Source organism: Intestinimonas sp. MSJ-38 (assembly GCF_018917925.1).
Lineage (GTDB): Bacteria > Bacillota > Clostridia > Oscillospirales > Butyricicoccaceae > Pseudobutyricicoccus.
Map to the genome: position 1 here is coordinate 1 of NZ_JAHLPO010000029.1, position 17,208 is coordinate 17,208.

Genomic DNA, 17,208 nt, shown 5'->3' on the forward strand with positions numbered 1-17,208 from the left:
CAGCGGGGCGCCCCGCCCTTGAGAAGTGCAAAAAGCCACGCACAGGTCGCGGCTTTTTGCGGATTGATAGGGGTAGGGCGGACGACCCTTTTCGTTATATAGGTTTTTCGACAGTCTGAGGCCTGTGCAGAGCAAACTCTCTCTGCACAGGTCTTTTTTTATTCATAAAGTGCCAGGGTCTTTTCCAGATGGCTTTTCAGCCGCTTTAATACCCACTGAGGCTCCAGGATCTGGGCTTCTTCCCCAAAGCCCAGCACCCAGGAGAAAAACTGGGGACTGACGGCCACCGAAAGCCACACGGTGAAATGATCTTCCCCGTCCCGCCGTATGGGTACATCCTTGCCGAACCGGTCCACCACCACCCCGGCCAGGTGATTGGCAAACCGAAGCCGCACCTGCGCTTCCTCCCCGCCATACATTCCGAACACCTGACGGGAATAAACCGCCATATCGAACTTCTGGAATTGCTCCGCACCATCCCGCTTTTCTTGTTCCAGGCGGATACCCTCCATTTTGTCCACCCGGAAATGCTTGATCTTCTGCTCCGGCGTGTCATAGGCCACCAGGTAGTAATTTTCATCGTCCCAGGTGAGGGCCCAGGGGCTGACCTGGTACCGCTCTCCCTCCCGGCGGAACCGGCGGGCCACCGTATCCTCTCCAGCCTCTCCCACTGCCCACTGGAAATAGCGAAAACTGATCTGTTTGCCTTGGGCGATGGCCTGATGCAAGGCATCAATATTATAATAAATGCTTTCATTCATGGTCTTGATCCGGTTTGCCACATAGACCTGACGCTGGAGGGTCTGGGCCTGATACACGCTGGCCAGGCTTTCCACCTTGCCGATCAGCTCCCGGGATTTTTTGGCGGTGATAAATCGGGAGGACTGGACGGCATCCACCAGCAGTTTCAGCTCGGCCACCTCAAACAGGCGGGAGCCTACCCCATAGCTTCCCCGCCCCTGGGGGGAGATCACATCCAGGCCATAAACCTGCAGGGTTTCCAGATCGTCATAGAGGCTCTTCCGCTCGGCGCTGACGCCCCATTCTTCCAGCTTCTGGGCCAACTGGGCGATGGTCAGCCCGTGATCCTCATCGGTTTGCTCCAGCAGGATTTTCATCAGATAGAGCAGCTTGAGTTTTTGTCCGGAACGCTTGGCCATACTTTATCCTCCTTCCACTGGATGCGGGGCGGTCTGTCCAGCCGGGTATACCGGGTGGCGGTACGCAACCCGCCCTCCACACAGGAAACGCTTTGCTGGCCGGTATAGCCCAGGGCTTCCTTAAAAACAAAGCCCCAGAATGCCCCCATGGCCTGCTTTTCCTCCCGGCTCAGCTGGCCCAGCTGTTCTCCCCACAGACGCATATGCACCCGGGCCGGTGGGATTCCCATCACATCGTTGCAAAACTGATAATGGCTCAGCATTTCTCCATTTTCTGCGGTCTCCATCAGCGAATCCCACAGCTTTCCCGACCCAGGAAAGGAGGCAAAGCGGCGGTATTTCCGGGAAAAATCCCGGCGGATGATTTCCCCGATCTCCTGCACCGTTATGGTTTTCTGTTCTTTATCCATTTTCTCCATCCCCTTTCCTTTTCCAATAGAGTGCGGCGCACCAAAGTCCCGCCGAAGGGAGAGAGGTCTCCCCATCCAGCAGAGCAAATAATTTTTCCCCCTGCTTTTGCATACAGTCCACCATCCGGCGCTGGTGCTCCGGCAGACGGTCCAACGGAAGCCTTCCCAGATCGGCCCCTTCTTCATTCAAAAGGGGCAAAGTTTCTCCCTCCGCTGGCCGGGGCGGACGCAGCAGCACCAGATCCAGAAACAACCCGCCAAAGCGCCGGGGCCGCTTCCTTCCCAGCCCGTCCATCTGCCGCTGAATCACCATGCGCATCAGCTCTTCTCCCACCCGACTGGTGTAAGGTGGGACGGGATAGCGCCGCTCCACCGGGGTCTTTTTCTGTTTCCGGGCCAGCGCCCCCAGAGCCTGCCGTCTCTCCTGGGGCAGAAGGGCCAGCAGCTCTTCCAGCACCCTTCCCCCTTTGCCCTCCGCAAAGGCCCAGGCGGCCAGTTTTTCCGTCAGGCTCTGCCAGCTTTCCCGTTGTTCTGCCAGCGGGCTTTGACGGTAGCTTTCCAGCAGCATCCTGGTCTCGTCCCTTCCAGCGGATACACAGCCTTTCAGCAAAAGCAGACAAAATTCTGCCGGTGCACAGGAGGTCATTACCTGCCGGGCCAAGGGCAGATCTTGCAGCAAGGCCCGGGCCACCGGCTCTTCCTCTTCTGGGAAAAGTCGTTCCGCCACATCCAGTGTCAGCTCCCAAGCCGCCCGCTCCTCTTGTAGCTGGGAGGAATAGGTGCGCAGCATCTGGAGCCACTGCTCTTGAGCCTGTGCTTCTCCCTCTTCTAGGGCGATCCACCGGAGGATCTCTCCGGGAGACCAGGGAGCTTTCTGCAAAATCTTCTGCCACTCCCCAGGCGACGGCACCGGCCAGCGGCTTTCCTCTGCTCCCACCTGGATGGGCACCAACACCCGCTCTTCTTTCAATTCCTGGGCCAATGAACCTCCACCTCCTTTTTGCCGTAATTTCCCAACCGCAGCCGCCCGGTGAGCAAAATGCCTTCCTCCAGCAAAACTGCCGGAATGGCATTGTATTCCCTGGGAAGATAGCCGATCCTCTGTCCATTCTCCCGCAAAACGGCCACCGCTTTGGGATCAAAGGGATTGTCCGGCTCCCTTTTGAGGATCAGCTCCTCTCCCTCCCACAGCGCCAGATGTTCTCCGCCCGGGATATAGGAAAAGCCCCGCAGCGCCAGAACATCCAGCAGCGGGCCTTCTTCCCGCTCCTGTTCCTGCTCTGGCCCTTCAGGGCTTTGCTTATTTCTTTTTCCGGCCCGCAGCCAAAGGAGCAGCGCCAGCAGGGCGATGACGGCCAGCAAGATTCCTTCCAGCACGGGTACCTCTCCTTTCAGCAGGCCACGCCCATCTCCCGCAGATCCCAGCGGGCCTCCTCCATGTTGTCTGCGGAAAAGAGAAACCGTCCGCTGAAATCATAGACTTCGATGTGACCGTTTTTATATTCCATGGTATATTCCATTGAGAAAGCCCTCCTTTTTCTGCAAAAAACAGTTTCTTTTACTGTTTTCAGTATAGCAGGCTTTCTGTCCCATAAAACGGACAACGGCTTTCTCTTGCTCTTGTTTCACTCCCCAGTATACCCTCTTCTTATGGATTCCGCCAGCCCCTATTTTGGAAAAGAAAAAGGCCTCCGCCAAAAAGGCAGAGGCCCAAAAGACTAATTTCTTATTTGTTCAGCATCACCTGGAGGATGGTGGGGTCCAGCTGAGGCACACCTTTGTTGGAAAGCAGGCCCACGCCCCGGATGGTTTCTTCCACATCCTTGCACACAATGCCCTCTTTTTCGGTGGGTGAGATGTCCTGCATGGCCAGGGTGGCACAGAGCACGGCCGACTGGATGCCGGTGGCGATCTTGAGAGCACAGGTGGTCTTGGCGCCGTCACAGATCATGCCCATGTGGTTGGCCAGCATGGACTGGATGCCTCTTTCGATCTGGGGCAGCTTGCCGCCCATGAGGTAGATCATGGCGCAGCAGGAGCCGGTGCCGCCGGCGATACCGCTGCCACACAGGGGGGACAGACGGCCGATATAACTCTTGATATGAACGGTGATCAAATCGCTGAGAGCCAGGGCCCGGGCCAATTCTTCATCGCTCTTGCCCAGCTTCTCCGCCAAAGCAGTGGCGGCCACTGTGCAGGAAATACCCTGGTTGCCGCTGCCGCCGGTGGTCATCACCGGCATGGGGCAACCGTCCATACGGGCATCGGAAGCCGCAGCCGCAGCGGCCACAATATCACCGCCCAGAGTAGGCTGCATCAGACCGCCCAGCGCGCCACTGAAGGCTTTGCCTACCCGCAGTCCATAATCGCCCCGCAGGCCTTCCTGGGAAACAGCACGGTTCATCTTGGCTCCTTCCAGCAGGAAGGAAATTTCTTCAAAGGGGATGGTTGTGGCAAATTCATAGATTTCTTTTACCGACATCTCCACATGGTCGTCTGCTTCTTCGCTGGCGGCCACTTCTTTTTTCAGGGAAGCTACGCCGTCTTTCTCGATGAGCACCACATTGGTGTGGGATTTGACGATGATGCACCGGCCGGTATGTCCGCCGCCCTGCACCACCGCTTCGATGTACAGACGCTCTGTGGTATCCTCTTTCAGGGAGACCTTCAGGATCTTCTTCTCCAGCAGCGCTTCGGCCTGCTGAAGCTGCTCTTCTGTCATTCCATTGAGGATCTCCAATTTCTTGTCCGACCGGCGGATGACGGCGCCCAAAAGAGCCGCGATGTCGATGCCGGTACGGCCTGTGCCCGGAATGCCCACCCCCAAGGCGTTTTTGACGATGTTACCGCTGAGATACAGCTGAATGCTTTCGGCCGGCCCTTCCAGCTGCTCGGCGGCGATGGATACGCCATACGCCACAGCGATGGGCTCGGTACACCCTTGGGCAGGTGCTACTTCTTTTTGCAACACTTCAATGTACTTATGCATGATTATCCCCTTCATTCATTTGATCCCCGGCATAAAGCCGTTTTTTGTCCAGTGTCTAGACTTAATTGTATCAAAGCCCCAAGGCAATGTCAAAACATTCCCGCTCTGCTACGATAAAATACACAAACAAAGTCACGGCCAGCAGGTCGGCACTGCCGCCCGGACTGAGATTTTTTTCAGTAAACAGACTGTCCAGCCGGAACAATCCTTCTTCCAGCGCCTGCTCGTCCTGGCATTGCTCCAAAAGAGCGGCGGCCTGCTGCTGCACCAGATACAGGCCTTCTTCCCCACCCCGGTGAAGCAGGTTGGTATCCTCCGTGTGGGCCATCAGAGCGCAAAGGGCCTGAGCGCAGGCCCCATTCCAGCTATAGCCCCGGCCCAAAGCCTTCGTTAGCTGGGGAAGGCCCCACTGCCGCACCTGAGGAAAGCCTTGGGCCGCCTGGCCCCGCACTCCCAGAACACCACTTCGTTGATAAAAACGCCGCCCGGCGGTGTCCGCTCCCTGTTTCTCCAAGTCATTCAAGGCCGGACGGGCGATCTGCCCTGCCAGGGAAAGCAAAGCCTCTTCGTCGATCGCCACTCCTTCTCCCAGCAGCCGTCCGGCCCCGGCACACAGAATGCCCAGGGAAAAGATGGCTCCTTTGTGGGTGTTGACCCCTTTTGTAACCCGAGCCATCTGCTCTTCTGCCCGCAGCCCCAAAGGACGGATGCGGAACAAAAGCTCCTCCGGTGAGCCCTGGAACAGCGCCCCTTCCCGGGCGCAGGCGGCAAAATAGTCTCCCAGCACAGCGGCGCTGTCCAAAAAGGTAAACCGGTCCATATCCCGGTGGGCGCCATTGTTCTGTCCATCCACCAGCCCCGGCTTGGGGGTACAGCACACCTCATGAAGCAGCGCCCGCTGGGCACAGGCGCCGCAAAAAGCCCCTATCTCCCAGGCTAGAGCCTGCTTCATTCGCCGGTGGACTTCTTCCACCACCTGGTCAAGGCCGTGAGCCCGGCTGCGGCCGCACTCCGCTGCAGGCCGGGGGCAAAGCAGGCATTGCCGCTCCTCCCTGCCCAGCTCCTGCCGGGAAACCTTCTCCCCCGTTCCATAGAGCACATCCGCATCCCACAATCTGCCCAAAGGCTCTTGCTCTTCCAGAAAGAGGGCCGCTTCCTTGATCTTCCGCGGCTGCCCTTCCACCCGGAGAAAATACTCGATCCCCGCCGGAGTGGTGTATTCCTTTTCTTCCAGCAAGGGAAATCCCCAGCCTGAAAGCTGCCGCCGCAGGGCCTTGGCTCCCTGTCGGGCGCTCCAATCCCCCAGAGGGAAGCGTTTGCAAGGGCCGGGCATATTCAGGGTGAGCACCACCAAAGTACCCCCTCTTTTCAGCCACTCTTTCTGACGCTGGGCCCGCTCCTCCCGGCTTTGCAGCACTTGCTCCAAAGTGGGATGTGGCCCTTCTGTCCAGACTTTGTTCACCGGCTCTCCCCCGCTTTCCGGGCAATGTCCTGCCCCACCGGGCTTTGGAGGAATTCCCAGGTAGTATCGGGCACCAGGGCTCTCACCTCATCCAGTTTTCCTTCGACCAGAAGAGCCCGCACCCGGGATGCGCTGATGGCCGCTCCCCCTTCTTCCTTCCGGGGGATCTCCACTACCTGGATGCCAAACCGGGGGAGGATCTCCTGCATCTGCTTGTTATACAGGGCAGTGATGGGACTGAAAGGCTCCTGGCCCACAAACCGGCAGCGGATGTCCAGGGCCGGGGCAAAGTGCTGGCCAAAGACCACCAGGTCCAGCTGCCCCCCTGCCCCCTTTTCGATCTGCTCTTCCTTGAGGAAATAGGTGGGGAAGGTGGCTGAGGAAATGAGATAATCGGAAGTGGGATGCACCAGCACATTGGGAAGGTGGGCCGTTCCTTTTTTCACCAGCTCCATACGCACATCGGCGGGAAACAGGCTGGCGTCCTCTGAAAGGACAAAAAGATGCAGGGTGTCACAGGCTTTGGCCGCCTGCTCGATCAGATACTGGTGTCCCAGGGTAAAGGGGTTGCAGTTAGCCACCACCGCCCCCTGGCTCCCCTGGCCCCGGGCAAGAGAAGCCACAAAGGAATCAATGCCGTCCCTTTTGTTTTCCATCAGCAGAATGTCCTCGGTGCGGCTGATCTCATAAAAGCCAAACTCCAGAAACATCTGCTTGTTGTGGGGCTTTGTAAAGAGGAACAAATGCTGCTGATTCTGCTGGAACGCCTGGGAGCGCAAGGTGGAAACCACGGTGGCCGTCAGGCCCTCGCCCCGCCACTTTTCGTCCACCGCGATGCATTTGAGCACATTTTTCTCCAGGGAACCGGTGGCAGCCACCTCTCCCTGCCGATCATACAGAACTGCGGTGTACTGGATGCCCTTGTCATAGCGCAGTCCCTGGCGGGAAAGAAATTCCTCCACCCGGCGGCGCACCACACCTTTCAGCCCGCCCTCATAGGTCTCCTGCAAAAAATCACCCTGCACGGCCTTTGTCCTCCTTTTTCCGATAGAAAGGGCCCCATGAAAGAATGGCTTCCATGGGGCGCTTTTTCTGTTTGATTACTGTTAGTCCACGCTCTTGATGGTGTCCAGCAGACTGCCGTCCCGATAGAGCACATTGGCCACCACTTTGTCTCCCAGATGGATGGGCTTGGGAGTGCCGGTGAGCTCTTCGGCAATGCGCTTCAGGTCCTGGATCTCCACAATGGGCAGACCGGCCTTGACGAGCCGCTCCTTCAGCTCCTGCTGACGGGGGTTGACGGCAATACCACGCTGGGTCACCAGCACATCAATGGTGCTGCCCGGGGTGGACACGGTGAGCACCCGATCCACCACAATGGACAGGCGGGCCCGGGTGAGGGGGGCGATGATCATGGCCATCTTGGCCCCGGCGGCGGTGTCGCTGTGGCCGCCGCTGCCGCCCATGATATAACCGTTGGAATCGGTGTGCACATTCACATTGAAGTCGGTGTCGATCTGGGTAGCGCCCAGGATGACCACATCCAGGCTGTCCACGGCGCTGGAGCGCACCGAGGGGCTGGCATAGTGGGAAGCGGTGACTTCCCGGTGACGGGGATTGGTGCGGATGCTCTCCACAGCGCCCAAATCAAAGCACTGCACATCCAGCAGCGCCTCAAAGCAGCCGGCGTTGAGCATGTCCACCATATAACTGGTGATGCCGCCCAGGCCATAGCTGCCCTTGATGCCCTTTTCCAGCATGATGTCCTTCAGGTATTTGGCCGCGGCCAGAGAAGCACCGCCGGCACCGGTCTGGAAGCTCATGCCGTCTTTCAGCAGGCCGGAATGTTCGATGACTTTGGCGGCATACTGAGCCATCACCAGGCCCACCGGATCACGGGTGATCTTGGTGGTACCCGAAACGATGCCCGCCGGGTTGCCGATGCTCTCCACCTGCACCACATAATCCACATAGGTTTCGCTGATGGAGAAATCAGCCAAAGGATAGGGCACCAGGTTGTCGGTGATGACGATCACTTTTTTGGCATACATGGCATCGGCAAAGGCATAGCCCAGGCTGCCGCAGGCCGATTTGCCGTATTTGCCGGAGCAGTTGCCCATGGTGTCGGAAGTGGGCGCTGCCACAAAGGCCACATCAATGGGGCTGCGGCCCTGCTCGATGTCGCTGGGGCGTCCGCCATGGGAGCGGAAGGTCACCGGCTTATCCAGCACGCCGTGGGAGATGGCCCGGCCCACCACGCCGCCGATGTAGTCGGCTTCCAGACCAGTGACCACATGGTTTTTGATGTGCCCGATAAGGGGCTCATGGGTGTCGAACACAGAGGACGCATTCACATTCAGGTCTTTGATCCCCAGATCGGCCACAGCGTCCATGACCATGTTGAGCACATAATCACCGTTGCGCAGATGATGGTGGAAGGAGATCGTCATGCCGTCTTTCAGCCCGGCCAGCTGGATTGCCTCCTTGATGGAGGAAACCACTTTGGAATTATTCATCGATGAGCACCCCCATTGCTTTTGCCATTTCCAGAACCTGACGGGCCCGTGTGACGATGGGCGCGTCGATCATCTTGCCCCGCAGGGACACAACGCCCTTGCCCTGCTCCTTGGCCACCCGGATGGTCTCCATCACTTCCTGGGCGTATTCAATATCGGCCTGGGTGGGGCTGAAGATCCGGTTGATATCGGCCACATGGCGGGGAGAGATGGAGGATTTGCCGGTGAAGCCCAGTGCTTTGGCAAAGGCGGCATCCTCCCGCAGGCCCTCGTCGTCATTCACATCGGTGAAGGGGGTATCATAGCAGTCCACCCCGGCGGCCCGGGCGGCCACCACCATACGGCTGCGGCTGTAGAAGATCTCCTTGCCTTCCTTGGTGCGCTTGCACTGGAGATCGGCGGTCAGATCTTCGCCGCCCAGCAGCATGGCCGCCACACGGGGACAGCTGCTGGCGATGGCATAGGCGTTTTCGATACCCAGAGCGGTTTCGATCAAGGGAATGAGCTTGACTGTGCCCACTTCCATACCGTGCTTCTTCTCCAGCTCGGTCATGTAGGCGTCCACCACCAGCACATCCTGTGCTGTGCTGATTTTGGGCGGCATGATCAGGTCCGGACGCAGAGGCAGGATCTCATCCAGGTCCTCTTTCCAGAATGTAGTATCAATGGAATTGATGCGCACGCACACTTCGCACTTATATTTCAGAGTTTTGATGGCGTTGCGCACCAAAATACGGGCGGCGTCTTTTTCCGCAGGAGAAACGGCGTCCTCCAGATCCAGAATGGCGGCGTCCGCGCCCAGAATATCTGCATTGAGCAGCATACCGGGGTTGTTGCCCGGCATAAAGATCATACTTCTTCTCACTGGTCCCGCTCTCCTTCCCCACGCCGGATGGCGGTTTCCACCCGGGCCCGGATGACGCATTCCACAGCGCCTTTGTCATTGAGGGATACATGGGCGCCCTTGACGCCGTTTTCCTCCAGCACCTGCCGGACTACCCGCTCGATCTCCTCGCCGAACTGCTGCGCTACCACCGATTCGATCTGCACCGCGATATCCGATGCCGGTTTGATTTCCACATAGACATCGCTGGATTCCATGGTGCCGGCCACAGCGGCTTTTTTGATCTCCATTTCCGCGATCACACCTTTCTTCTATTATCCGGGGACAAAAGTCCCGATGGGTTCCCGTAAATTTTATTATACACCTCCCTTTTGCCGGGTACAACTTCCCAGAAGAGACAAAAGGGTATTTTCCCGCAAGCATACCGGTATACTTGTATACAAAAGGTTATTTTTTCTCCATCATCCACCGGATGGCCTTGCAAAGCCGTTCACTGACTCCATCAAAATGGCCCCCTTCGTTCCATTCCAATGTACAAGGGGCGATGAGCTGCGCTTCCAAAACTGCAATGGCCCGGCGGGTATTGTCTCCCACCTGACGCATCAAGGGATGGCGGCTCTTTTCCTCCTTGTTGCCCAAAGAGAGATAGACCCGGGTGTCCCTGCATCGCGGCACCGTTTTTTCCATATAGTCCAGGAACCCTTCAAACCACAGCGAACCGGAAACGCTGGCTAAGGCGCTGAAAGCTTCTGTCTGATAAAGGGCATAGAGAGTGCTCAGTCCCGCCAGAGAGTACCCGGCCAAAGCCCGGTTTTCCCGGCCAGGGAGCAAAGGCAATCTTTCTTCACACTCCTGCAGAATGGGTCCCGCAAGATCCCGGAGATACTCGCTCCCGCCGCCGGTAAAGGCCGGAGTCTTTCGGCTGAGGGCGGGAGCAGCCCAGGGGGAAAACTCCTCCTCCCAGCTTTTTGGGGTGACTGCAATCAACACAAAGGGAAACAAGGTCTTTCCCATCTCCCCTTCCAGCGCCTGTTCCAGCTGAGGCAGACGGTCTTTCAGGCTGTCGCCGCCGCTGAGATATACCGCCTTTCCCTTTTCCCCCGGCGCAAAGTCGGGAAGGCCCGCTGCACACTGCCGCCCAGCGGCTATAAAGCTTTTCCACTTCACCAGCACAGCCCCCTTTCCCGCAAAAAGGGCAGAATGAGCCGGGGGAATTCCTCCGGATGGCGACACCATCGGTCGGCCCGGATCTGCTCCCGCTGCCCCTGCCGCAACACTTCCACCCACTCACTGTCTTCCAGCTCCTTGCGCTGCCACTGCTCCAGAGGGGCGGCGGCCATCTCTTCCACCTCTTCCCCTGGAGCAAACACCGGATGAGGGCACAAATACAAAAAGACCCTGGCCGCTTCCCGGTCCAGCGTCTCTTCTTTTTCCCACAGATCTTCCCGCCAAAGACCCAGGTCGATCAGGTCTTCCTTTTGCAGACAAAGTCCGATCTCCTCCCGGATCTCCCGCAGGATGGCCTCTTCCGGCTCTTCTCTGTGGGCGATATGCCCTCCTACAGCGATGTCATAATACCCGGGGAAATCCGCCTTGTCCTTTGCCCTTTTCTGAAACCAGATCCATACCCCATCCTCCCGGGGCGAGATCACCCAGCAATGGGCCACCAGATGGCGCAGGCCCTGGGCATGGGCCTGGGAACGGGGAGCCACTCCCACCGGTTCCATCTGGTCATTGTACACCGTCAGCATCTCCTCAGCCATGGATTACCACCCCTTCTTTTCAAAATCCCGGAAGAGCAAACTGGGCTGAATATCCCGGTTGTTCTGGTATTTTCCCTCTCCATAAGGGACATAATCCCCCTCCAGGGTGTGATAGTAGATCTGACAGATCTCCACATTGGGATAGATCCGCAAAGGTTGGACGCAGAAGATCTCCAAAGTCCAGTAACCGGCAAATCCCACATCCCCGAATCCGGCTGTCACATGGATGAAAAGCCCCAGCCGTCCCACCGAAGACCGGCCTTCCAGCATGGGCACATATCCCTCTGTGCGGGTGTATTCCGCCGTCCGCCCCAAGTACAGCTTTCCCGGCTGGAGCAGCAGCCCCTCTTCCGGAATCCGGATCCGGTGAGCGGTGTTTTCCCGCTTCATGTCCAACTCTTGGTTGTCATATACCAACAATTCGTTATGAAGCGTTAAATTATAACTATTTGGATTGACTTTCCGGGGATCAAAGGGATCGATGATGATCTCTTTCCCCATCTTCTTTTGGATCTCCAAGCCGGAGAGAATCATTTCTTTGCTCCTTTCCCTTACAGCATGGCGGCCAGCATCATGCTTCCTCCCACAAGACAGAGGAGGGAGATCACAAACAAACACAGCGCCAACACGCCCGGCCCCACCGGGGGCTTGACAGCCATCCGGTCATGGCGGGAGTCATAGAAAGCAGACACCCGCTCCGAGGGCTGAAACTGCTCCCAGTTGGTACCAAAAGCCGATTCCAGTCGCTTGTTTTCCCCTTCCCACTGAAACTCCAACAGGGGAAAATAGAGAGGACGGCCCCGGGCATCCCGGCGGCGCACATTTTCCACCACCTTGGCCTGCACCGCCTGTACTCTCCGGCGGTTGCGCCGCCAGAAAAGCCACACCATCAAAGAGATGAGCAGCAGCAAAGCGGAACATCCCAGCAGAAAAAATCCCACAAACCCTTTCATTCTGCCACCTATTTTTTCGGGCGCAGCGGGCGGCGGTGACCCTTTTCATCCACAACCACGGTGCTGTTCAACTGGGCTGCCAGGTTCTTTTTCACGCTCTCCACATATTCCATCCGCAGAGCCTGGCGCTCCTGCTGTTCTTCCTCTGTCAGCTCCCGCTCCCGGGAGATGCGGGTCAGTTCATTGATCCGCTGTACTTTTCTCTCATCCATTTTATTCCCACTCCTTCCACACATCGGGCTGATAGCCCACTGTCGCCTTTTTGCCGTTGCGGACAATGGGAGTCTTGAACAGCCCGGGGTTTTCCAGCAGGGCCTGCTCGATGTCCTCCATCCGCTCCAGGTAGGCAATATGCAGTTCTTCGTATTCCCGGCTCTTTTCGTCCAACAGTGGTTTCAGTCCTCCCACCGCGCTTTTGACGCTGCGCAGCTCTCCCTGGCTCATGCCGTAGCGGGCCACATCGATATCCTGAAACTTCACCCGCCGCTCTTTGAAATAGCGCTGGGCTTTTTTGGTGTCAAAGCACTTGCTCTTGCCAAAAATCTGTATATTCATGGTTTGCCTCACTTCTTTCCTGAATTCCATCCCAGTGTAGCATAAAACCGCCGCCTTCGTAAAGAGGGCGGCGGTTCTGTTCTCTATTTGCAGGAGAAAAGTCCGGTCGTTATTTCTGATAGACCACCTTGCCCCCTACCATGGTCAGGGTCACATGGGTGTCCAGAATCTGCTCTTCGGGAATGTGGAAAATATCCTGATCCAGCATCACCAGGTCGGCCACATAACCGGGGGCCAGACGGCCCTTGGTCTGCTCTTCAAAGGCATTGTAGGCGCCGCTGATGGTGTAGTCGTCCACCGCCTGATAAATGTCCACCTTTTCTGCCGGAATCCATCCGCCGACGGGCTGATGCTTCAGATCCTGACGGCAAACGGCGCAGTGGAGGTTTGCAATGGGGTCCAGGTCTTCCACTGGGGAGTCGGTGCCATAGGACACATGAACACCCAGCTCATTCATGGTGTGGAAGGCATAGGAGGTATTGGTCAGTTCCTGGCCCACACGATCGGCGCAGATGTGCATATCGTAGCGGAGGAAAATGGGCTGCACCAGAGCGTGGACATCCAGATCGGCAAAGCGCTGAAGCAGCGGCCGGTCGGTGATCTGGCAATGGACAATGCCATGGCGGTTGGGGTTCTTCCCATCCTTCAGCACCTTGGCGTAGCTGTCCAGGCACATCTCGATGGCCTTGTCGCCGATGGCGTGAACAGCCACCTGCATCTTGTTTTCCTCGGCCAGTGCCACCAGGCCGTCCATATCCTCCTGGGACAGAGTGCTGATGCCCCGGGTACCCGGCTCATCGACGTAATCCTGACGCATAAGGGCTGTGCGAGCGCCCAAGCTGCCGTCGGTGAACAGCTTCAGCGGCCCGATCTTCAGCCACTCGTCTCCGGTACCGGTGCGGTGACCGTCATTGAGGAATCGCTGGAACAGCTCTTTCTCCATCAGGCAGCACTGCATATACACCCGCAGGCTCTTCTTCTCATGGAGCAGCTTATCATAGACCCGAAGCATGGTTTCATAATTTTCTCCGGCCACATCGTTGGTCTGCACGCTGGTCAGACCGTGACTGGCGGCATACTCCATGGCGGCGGCCAGGATCTCTTCCATCTTCTCTTCGTTCTCTTCAGGCAGAATGGCCTGGTTCACGATCTCCTTGGCGCTGCTCTCCCGGACGATGCCGTTGGGATGACCGTCCGCTTCCAGGTCGAACTGGCCGCCCTCCACCACCGGAGGATCCTCCCACACACCGGCCTTTTCCAAAGCCAGGGTATTGCAAACCATCACATGGCCGCAGGCCCGGGTGAACAGCACCGGATGAACAGTGCTCACCTGATCCAACAGCTGACGGGTGGGCATTGCAGGACCATCAGTGAAATAGTCCTGATTCCAGCCCCAGCCCTCCACCGGCTCACCGGCGGGTACTTTGTGCTCTTCGATGAACTTCCGGCCGGCATCCACCACATCCTGCTGGCTGCGGCAGCCGAACAAATCCACTCGCAGCAGATTCTGGCCCACATGGTACAGATGCTGATGGGTGTCCACAAAGCCGGGGATCACTGTTTTACCCTGGGCGTCCATCTTCTTGGCGTCCTGAGGTGCGGCGGACAGCACCTCTTCGTTGGTGCCAACCATCTTGATAGTGCCGTCTTCGATGAGCAGAGCCTGAGCAAAACGCTCCCGCTCCAGATACACATTGGCGTTATAAATGACAGTGTTCATGTTGTTTACCTCCCATCAGGCGCTCTGCCGGCTGTTATACCAGCGGAAGAAGTGATAGCATACAAAGCCCAGCGCGGGCACGACCAGACCGATGATGGATGTGACAGGGTCTTCCACCAGGGTGTTGATCATCAGGCCGATAAAGATCAGAAGGGTGATGACCACGGTCACCGGATAGCCCCAAGCCTTGTAGGGCCGCTCCAGGTCGGGCATCTTCTTGCGGAAGATGAAGACAGCGCCGATGGTCAGGGTGTTAAAGAGCATGCTGGAGAAAATAACCAGGTTTGTCAGCTGATCCAGATCCCGCACCAGCACCAGAGCAATGGAGATGATGGCCTGCACGATGAGGGAAGCCGCGGGAGTCTTGTGCTTGGGATGGAGCTTGGCAAAGGACTTGAAGAAATAGCCGTCCTTGGCCATGGCGTAATACTGCCGGGGGAACACCAGGATACAGCCGTTGAGGGAGCCGAAGATGGCGGTGGCCATGGCGATGACCACAACGATCTGTCCGGCGCTGCCCAGCACGGTGTTGGCCACCTCGGTGCCCAGGTAGATGTCCCCGCCTTCGATCATGGATGTGATCTGGTCGATGGGGAGCACCCGATACACGGCGAAATTGAACAGAGTAAAGAGCACGGTGCAGCCCACAATGGCGATGATCAAAGCCAGGGGCAGGTTCTTTTTGGGGTTGCGGATCTCTTCCGAGACGATGTTCAGGTTGGTCCAGCCTTCATAGGCCCACAGAGAAGCCACGATAGCAAAGGCGATCATGCCGATCATACCACCAATGGAGGGAGACGATGCGGGAATGGGGCTGAGATCAGGGGTCTGCTTTCCGGCAAAGATGCCCAGCACCAGAATCAGCAGGATGGGAGCCACTTTGGCCACCATGAAGATGTTCTGCACGATACTGCCCTGCTTGACGCCCACATAGTTGATGGCGGTCAGCAGGATGATCAGGCCGATGGCCACCAGCTTGACGGTCAGATCGCTGATGGGCACCAGAGTGGAGAAGGCCTTGGGGAATGCGATGGCGATAGCCGCAATGGACCCGGCGCCGCCCAGAAGCCAACTGGAAAAGCCGCACATAAAGCCCACAGCGGGATGATAGGCCTCATTGAGGTACACATAGTTGCCGCCGGCCTTGGGCATGGAAGCGCCCAGTTCGGCATAGCACAATCCGCCCATCAGGGAGATCAGGCCGCCCAGAATCCAGACGATGAGGGACAGGCCCATGCTCATACCGCTGCGCTGCAGCACATAGCTGCCCAGGTAGAAAATGCCCGAGCCGATCATGATTCCGCCGATGATGCTCACGCCTCCGAAAAGGCCGATCTCCCGGCGGAAGCCGCTTCCTTCGTTGGAGACGGCGGTGTTTTGGTTCTTACTGCTCACTTTGTTTCCTCTCTTTCCTTTTTGCGGATCTTCCCGCCCACAGGGAACAAAAAAAGACTGCATCTACCGATGCAGTCTCAAGCAGCAAGAAAACACATCGATAGCTCCTCTGTCACAAAGACAGGAGTCCTGGTGATCTTCTCACCAGTCCCAACCAAACGCCATGTCTGGCGTCCGTTTCGGCGGTTTGGCCTTTCATCCGGGGTCACAGAATACCTTCTCACCCGGTTACTCATCCGTACCGCGCCTCTATCATCTTTTGTTGTCCCGTTTATCATACCACGGCCTTCTCCATTTGTAAAGCAAAACTTTTACAGTTTTCTTCCTTTTGTGCTATAATAGTGCCTGCCGAACACACAGCGGAAGCCGAACCGTTCTGTAAAACGACTCAAAAAACCGCTTTTCTGAAACATCATCCCATAAGGAGCGCTGCCATGCCGCGAAACATTTCTCATACCGTGACAAAAGAAGAAGAAGGACGCACCATTCTCTCTTTACTCCGAGGAGTGCTGGGTTTTTCTGCCTCCCAAGTGCGGCGGATGAAAGAAAACGGAGGCATTCTGCTGGAAAACACCCCGGCCTACACCAACCAGCGAGTCCGGGAAGGGCAAGTGCTTTTGTGCCGCATGGAAGAAAACCACTCCTCCCAGAACATTCTCCCCGTCCCCGGTTCTTTGTGCATCCGCTATGAGGACAACGATCTGCTGGTACTGGACAAACCTGCCGGAGTGCCGGTCCACCCTTCTCAAGGCCACTTCACCGACAGTCTGGCCAATTTCCTGGCCTATGAGATGGAAGAAAACCGGGGAATCCCCTTTGTCTTTCGGGGAATCAACCGATTGGACCGAAACACCTCCGGCCTGCTCACCGTGGCCAAGCATCCCCACGCCCAGCATCTCCTTTCCCGGCAGCTGCACACCGGGGAGTTTCATCGGGAATATCAGGCCCTTGTGTGTGGAGCCGTGCGGCCTGCGGAGGGCACAGTGGATGCTCCCATTCTGGATATTCCCGGTGTGCTTCGCCGGGTGATCTCTCCGGAAGGGGCCCCGGCGGTGACCCATTATGAAACCCTGGAAGAAGGGGGCCCCTATGCGCTGCTCCGCCTGTGGCTGGAAACCGGCCGCACCCACCAGATCCGTCTGCACATGTCCCACATCGGCCATCCCCTGGCCGGTGACTTTCTCTATGGCACCGAGCTGCCTCCTTCTTGCCCCGGACACGCTCTCCATTCCAGCTGCATCCGCCTGCGGCAGCCCATCACCGGTGAAACCATCCAGGTGGAAAGCCCCCTTCCTCCCTTCTTCTCCCAACTGCTGCAAAATGCAAAATAAAACAAAAAGGGCTGACCTTTCGGTCAGCCCTTCAGACTGTCGAAAAACCTATATAACGAAAAGGGTCGTCCGCCCTACCCCTATCAATCCGCAAAAAGCCGCGACCTGTG

At 57.5% G+C, this 17,208-nt stretch carries 20 protein-coding genes and 1 riboswitch; of the genes, 2 read left to right on the plus strand and 18 right to left on the minus strand.

The annotated features are described in order from the left end of the window. Positions 1–158 precede the first annotated feature (158 nt). Both KQI26_RS13405 and KQI26_RS13410 read right to left on the minus strand, forming a co-directional pair. Positions 159–1,160, minus strand: coding sequence for a YafY family protein (locus tag KQI26_RS13405; protein WP_118747003.1), 1,002 nt, complete (start codon positions 1,158–1,160; stop codon positions 159–161). Next, complete coding sequence (locus KQI26_RS13410; protein WP_147421410.1) at positions 1,118–1,570, minus strand: hypothetical protein; 453 nt, start codon at positions 1,568–1,570, stop codon at positions 1,118–1,120. The genes KQI26_RS13405 and KQI26_RS13410 overlap by 43 nt, the downstream gene beginning before the upstream one ends. Positions 1,571–2,451: 881 nt before the next feature. Here KQI26_RS13410 and KQI26_RS15825 point away from each other — a divergent pair. Then, the gene (locus KQI26_RS15825; RefSeq protein ID WP_371744182.1) at positions 2,452–2,604 is read left to right on the plus strand and encodes a CxxxxCH/CxxCH domain-containing protein; all 153 of its coding nucleotides are present in this window, start codon (positions 2,452–2,454) and stop codon (positions 2,602–2,604) included. Here KQI26_RS15825 and KQI26_RS13420 read toward each other — a convergent pair. The 16 genes from KQI26_RS13420 to KQI26_RS13490 form a co-directional block, all read right to left on the minus strand. Continuing rightward, complete coding sequence (locus KQI26_RS13420; protein ID WP_216504802.1) at positions 2,537–2,947, minus strand: HIRAN domain-containing protein; 411 nt, start codon at positions 2,945–2,947, stop codon at positions 2,537–2,539. The genes KQI26_RS15825 and KQI26_RS13420 overlap by 68 nt on opposite strands. 14 nt (positions 2,948–2,961) lie before the next feature. Further along, complete coding sequence (locus KQI26_RS15545) at positions 2,962–3,090, minus strand: hypothetical protein (RefSeq protein WP_256447891.1); 129 nt, start codon at positions 3,088–3,090, stop codon at positions 2,962–2,964. A gap of 206 nt (positions 3,091–3,296) precedes the next feature. Beyond that, positions 3,297–4,559: a serine dehydratase subunit alpha family protein gene (locus KQI26_RS13425; protein WP_253292859.1), complete on the minus strand. Its 1,263-nt coding sequence runs from the start codon at positions 4,557–4,559 to the stop codon at positions 3,297–3,299. A gap of 70 nt (positions 4,560–4,629) precedes the next feature. Continuing rightward, positions 4,630–6,021, minus strand: a complete 1,392-nt coding sequence (citG, locus tag KQI26_RS13430; RefSeq protein ID WP_216504803.1) for a triphosphoribosyl-dephospho-CoA synthase CitG — start codon at positions 6,019–6,021, stop codon at positions 4,630–4,632. After that, entirely contained in the window at positions 6,018–7,046 is a 1,029-nt protein-coding gene (citC, locus tag KQI26_RS13435) for a [citrate (pro-3S)-lyase] ligase (RefSeq protein WP_216504804.1), read from the minus strand. Before citC ends, citG begins: the two co-directional genes overlap by 4 nt. Before the next feature lie 81 nt (positions 7,047–7,127). Further along, positions 7,128–8,537: a citrate lyase subunit alpha gene (gene citF, locus KQI26_RS13440; protein WP_216504805.1), complete on the minus strand. Its 1,410-nt coding sequence runs from the start codon at positions 8,535–8,537 to the stop codon at positions 7,128–7,130. Then, positions 8,530–9,402, minus strand: coding sequence for a CoA ester lyase (locus tag KQI26_RS13445; RefSeq protein ID WP_118747009.1), 873 nt, complete (start codon positions 9,400–9,402; stop codon positions 8,530–8,532). Before KQI26_RS13445 ends, citF begins: the two co-directional genes overlap by 8 nt. Then, positions 9,399–9,671, minus strand: a complete 273-nt coding sequence (gene citD / locus KQI26_RS13450; RefSeq protein ID WP_118426717.1) for a citrate lyase acyl carrier protein — start codon at positions 9,669–9,671, stop codon at positions 9,399–9,401. The genes KQI26_RS13445 and citD overlap by 4 nt, the downstream gene beginning before the upstream one ends. A gap of 157 nt (positions 9,672–9,828) precedes the next feature. Further along, a complete protein-coding gene (locus KQI26_RS13455) occupies positions 9,829–10,548 on the minus strand; it encodes an alpha/beta hydrolase-fold protein (protein WP_216504806.1) in 720 nt (239 codons plus the stop codon). Beyond that, entirely contained in the window at positions 10,545–11,144 is a 600-nt protein-coding gene (locus KQI26_RS13460; RefSeq protein WP_216504807.1) for an NUDIX domain-containing protein, read from the minus strand. The genes KQI26_RS13455 and KQI26_RS13460 overlap by 4 nt, the downstream gene beginning before the upstream one ends. A gap of 3 nt (positions 11,145–11,147) precedes the next feature. Next, positions 11,148–11,678 carry a dCTP deaminase gene (gene dcd / locus KQI26_RS13465; RefSeq protein WP_216504808.1) on the minus strand — a complete coding sequence of 177 codons (531 nt, stop codon included), beginning with the start codon at positions 11,676–11,678 and terminating at the stop codon, positions 11,148–11,150. 17 nt (positions 11,679–11,695) lie between these two features. Beyond that, complete coding sequence (locus KQI26_RS13470) at positions 11,696–12,097, minus strand: DUF3592 domain-containing protein (protein ID WP_216504809.1); 402 nt, start codon at positions 12,095–12,097, stop codon at positions 11,696–11,698. Positions 12,098–12,105: 8 nt separating this feature from the next. Next, entirely contained in the window at positions 12,106–12,309 is a 204-nt protein-coding gene (locus tag KQI26_RS13475; RefSeq protein ID WP_118426727.1) for a DUF896 domain-containing protein, read from the minus strand. Between the two features lies 1 nt (position 12,310). Further along, positions 12,311–12,652, minus strand: coding sequence for an arsenate reductase family protein (locus KQI26_RS13480; protein WP_118426729.1), 342 nt, complete (start codon positions 12,650–12,652; stop codon positions 12,311–12,313). Positions 12,653–12,761: 109 nt separating this feature from the next. Continuing rightward, positions 12,762–14,372 carry an amidohydrolase gene (locus tag KQI26_RS13485; protein WP_216504810.1) on the minus strand — a complete coding sequence of 537 codons (1,611 nt, stop codon included), beginning with the start codon at positions 14,370–14,372 and terminating at the stop codon, positions 12,762–12,764. A 15-nt stretch (positions 14,373–14,387) separates the two neighbouring features. Further along, on the minus strand, positions 14,388–15,767 hold the full coding sequence (locus KQI26_RS13490) for an APC family permease (protein ID WP_371744178.1): 1,380 nt from the start codon (positions 15,765–15,767) through the stop codon (positions 14,388–14,390). A 93-nt stretch (positions 15,768–15,860) separates the two neighbouring features. Then, a riboswitch (Lysine riboswitch) is annotated at positions 15,861–16,027 on the minus strand. A 174-nt stretch (positions 16,028–16,201) separates the two neighbouring features. Here KQI26_RS13490 and KQI26_RS13495 point away from each other — a divergent pair. Next, entirely contained in the window at positions 16,202–17,098 is an 897-nt protein-coding gene (locus KQI26_RS13495; RefSeq protein WP_216504812.1) for an RluA family pseudouridine synthase, read from the plus strand. Positions 17,099–17,208 lie beyond the last annotated feature (110 nt).